At 42.0% G+C, this 3338-nt stretch carries 4 protein-coding genes and 2 pseudogenes; 1 reads left to right on the forward strand and 5 read right to left on the reverse strand.

The features are described from left to right. Positions 1–127: pseudogene (locus tag EHQ17_RS09860) on the forward strand (integrase core domain-containing protein); the annotation flags it as partial. Between the two features lie 194 nt (positions 128–321). Here EHQ17_RS09860 and EHQ17_RS09865 read toward each other — a convergent pair. The 5 genes and pseudogenes from EHQ17_RS09865 to EHQ17_RS19790 form a co-directional block, all read right to left on the reverse strand. Continuing rightward, positions 322–717 carry a hypothetical protein gene (locus EHQ17_RS09865; RefSeq protein WP_135593346.1) on the reverse strand — a complete coding sequence of 132 codons (396 nt, stop codon included), beginning with the start codon at positions 715–717 and terminating at the stop codon, positions 322–324. A gap of 1 nt (position 718) precedes the next feature. Next, positions 719–2236, reverse strand: a complete 1518-nt coding sequence (locus EHQ17_RS20165) for a DUF4157 domain-containing protein (protein WP_246057506.1) — start codon at positions 2234–2236, stop codon at positions 719–721. A gap of 47 nt (positions 2237–2283) precedes the next feature. Beyond that, the gene (locus EHQ17_RS19785; protein WP_167881176.1) at positions 2284–2457 is read right to left on the reverse strand and encodes a hypothetical protein; all 174 of its coding nucleotides are present in this window, start codon (positions 2455–2457) and stop codon (positions 2284–2286) included. 2 nt (positions 2458–2459) lie between these two features. Beyond that, entirely contained in the window at positions 2460–2969 is a 510-nt protein-coding gene (locus EHQ17_RS09875; protein WP_135595222.1) for a hypothetical protein, read from the reverse strand. 12 nt (positions 2970–2981) lie between these two features. Next, positions 2982–3338 (reverse strand): annotated as a pseudogene (locus EHQ17_RS19790) (hypothetical protein); the annotation flags it as partial.

Genomic DNA, 3338 nt, shown 5'->3' on the forward strand with positions numbered 1-3338 from the left:
AGATTCACCCTGTGGGAGAGTCGTTACCTTCCCTTCTCCTACCTCCAAGATTATCAAACGACAAGTTCTTGGGGGCTTGCATCCTGTTTATTTCCATTCCGAGGTCAAATATGACATTCCCGCTTAACACTTGTTAGCTGTGCACCACAGTAATACTTAACAAACGACGGTTTTTGGACTAGGGCATCTGCTTTTGATACATTAAATTTCTCTAATGCCAATAACTTGACCACGCCTTGATCGCTCGCGGGGTCGTGGGGGAGGATTTCATTGTTACTCTTTTACATACTCTCCTCGAATTTTCTAAAGTAAGGCAAAAACTCAATACACAAACTCTATCTCCTCCTCATCACCTCTGATAAAATTACCCGAGGCATAAAAATAATACCGATGTCCCTTGATTAACTTTTTCGGAGGCGTTCCAATTCCAACATCTTTAGATATATTTTTCTCTCCATAGCGAAACCGAGTTTTCCATTCCCGAGAACTATTCGATACGTCCCACATAATTTCAGGATGTTTGTAATCTTCTAAATCCGATACAACAATCCTACTAAGCATGATTTTACCTTTCTTGGGAACAATGAAAACGATTTCTCCATCTGGATCACGCGTTACCTCAAGTCCAAACGGTTTGTAATTTGGATCTCGAATATCACAAGAAACAAAGAGAAATAAAGTCATCCAAAATGCGGTTAAAGTTGTTCTTAATTTCATTTCAGTATCCATCGTTGTAAGGAGTGTTCAAGCCATACAAGTAGTTGTATTTTTGCCAAGAAATCAATTGGTTCATATCTGCTCGATTGTCATACGTTGTATAGTTTCCTTGATAAAACATTCCGTTCTCTTGCCCGACTTGAGATACTGTCACGTCATTGAACGGAGCGGTTCCATAGTTTCGCTCTTTGCCAAGTCCAAAATATTCTGTAGCATATCTCGCAATAAATCCAAGATACGGAATTGCCCCGCTTCTGTGTTGAGCGATGTGAGTAACTTCGTGTGCGAGAAGGGATAAGTTCTGCTGATTAACTTTGGCATCACCATCAAATGGGTTAAAACCACCAGGATTTACATAAGCATTGGAAATATTATTGTTTCCGGATAAACGATAAATCGTATCCATCCCAGCCATTGCGCCCGAACCGTTGAATTTCATCAGGATTTTATTGAGAAAGCCGTTCTTGTCGTTATTCAGCTTGATCGTATCTAAGTTTAGATCTGGAAATTGATCTTTCAAGAACAACTTCTCATACGGTGTCAATGGCCGCTCCACCGCTCCACTTGCTTTCCACTGATCGTAGAGATTCTTACTCGCTTGATATTCAATGTCCATTGGTAATCTCCTAAGCAAACGAAGTTCTTCCGTTTCCTTCAAAGTTAACGGACGTCCTTTAGCCTGCGTATTCAATTGCTCTATTCGATTTTGCGCCTTCTCCAAGCCGTTCAATATGCTTTTTTCATCTTGGCTAAGGGCATAACCTTTCTCTTGTTTTAAGCGAATTGCTTCTGCAATTCCATGTGTATCCTGTTCTTTTTTGTAAACCTGCATATCTGTGGCAAACTCTCCATGTCCAAAGAGGTTACTGATCTTTTGACCTAGGCTTGACCAAAAGCCGGAAGGTTCTCCAAGTTCCGGAAGGGTCTTTGACCCGCTCACCAACCTTCCGTCAAAAGCAACAATTCCATTCGCATTTGCTAATAAAACATCACCACCACCAAACACACCGTTCCACACGCTCTTCACACCACGACCAATACCACTCACCATGGCCCCTACACCGTTAAAGATGTAGTTCAACAAATTGTTCTGAGCGTCTTGTTGCGAAGGTTCACCTGGCGTAGAAGGTCGAGTGCCGTCGCCGAAGTTGTAACTCACTCCGCTCGACAAACCGCTGTGGTCGTTGTAGCTCAAACTCCCCATCACCTTCGAAAAGTTCTTCGTCCCAGGAACCAAAATCGATGCTCCAAACGTATTCGTAAGTTCTCCACCGTTGATGTTCAAAGAATAGTTCAAACTTACAGGTGCACCCTTACCACTCAAACTACCCGACAACGTAGTTCCACCGCGTTGAGATACTCCGACTTCAAACCCAAATCCATTGTCAAACCCCCAACCTGCACTCACTCCAAAGCCGTTTCGGTCCGACCAGTCCACGCCGATCTGCGCTCCCGTTCCGTTCGGCCCCATCCCTACGCTCACTCCGGCGCTGTAACCGTTCGCATAGCTGTAGCCCAAGTTCACCGTCACTCCCCCCTTCTGCGTTACCGTGTTGATCGCTCCTGCTACCAGTGCCGCGTCCTGCGGACCGCGCTCGCAGCTCCGGTCAAGTTATTGTATTCTGCTTTTAAAACATTACATTTCTCTAAAGCCAATAACTTGACCACGCCTTGATCGCTCGCGGGGGTGGAGGAGAGGGATTTCATTTGTAATATCAAATCTAACACAACTATTTCCATCTTCATTCTTCTGGGTGACGTTTAACAAGATCATAAAGAATCCAATGACCGGGCTGTCGATGGAACGTAAAACTAATTCCATACTCATACTTATGCCTTTTCATTCCGTAATCGATAAACGAACCATCTTTATCGATACGCCTCTCTCCATTTTTAATTAGATAAATGACTTCTTCATGTGTAATATGCCTAGTTAGTTCAGAATAATCAGACTTTAGTGCGAATTCCCAGTATTCTTCTAAATTAATGCGGCTATATTCATCACTGACTTGTAATAGAGGAGATAAGTTTTTTTCTTTTTGAATCTTACTTAAGAGATCGGAAAGCATCAAATCAAACTTTTGTAGCTTCTCTTTTCGAGAATATTGGCGTGTATTTTCCTGATTTACCATTTCATTCTCCTTCGGTTGCATTTTCACTTGATCCTTTTTCTCAACCGGCTTCGTTTTGCATGAACTCAATACAAAACTTACAAACAAAAAGAAAAGAAATATCAATTTCTTAATATTCATATTACCTCCTTATTAATAACCCCAAGCCGGCCTATCTATACGTAACTGTAAATGTAAATGATTACTGTGCTTGATATCATTTTGATTGCGATCAAAATCTATATATAAGTTTGGTAACTTATTCTGAGGCTGGTCGAAATACGTTCTTACAGCAGGATCATTAAATTTCACAAACCCACTAACACCTACCGGCATATTTCGGGAAATCGTCTTAATAAACTCAATGGTTTTGTTCACGTCGTAACCCGTTCCTGGCTGATCATAATTGCCACCGACATACATTCCACCTTTAGTCATATAACCCAAGTCAGCCTGATTTCCGTTCGCATGGTGATCAGGATTTGGCCCTGGATCGTATCCACCCGTTTT

This window comes from Leptospira gomenensis (assembly GCF_004770155.1).
Classification (GTDB): Bacteria; Spirochaetota; Leptospiria; order Leptospirales; family Leptospiraceae; genus Leptospira; species Leptospira gomenensis.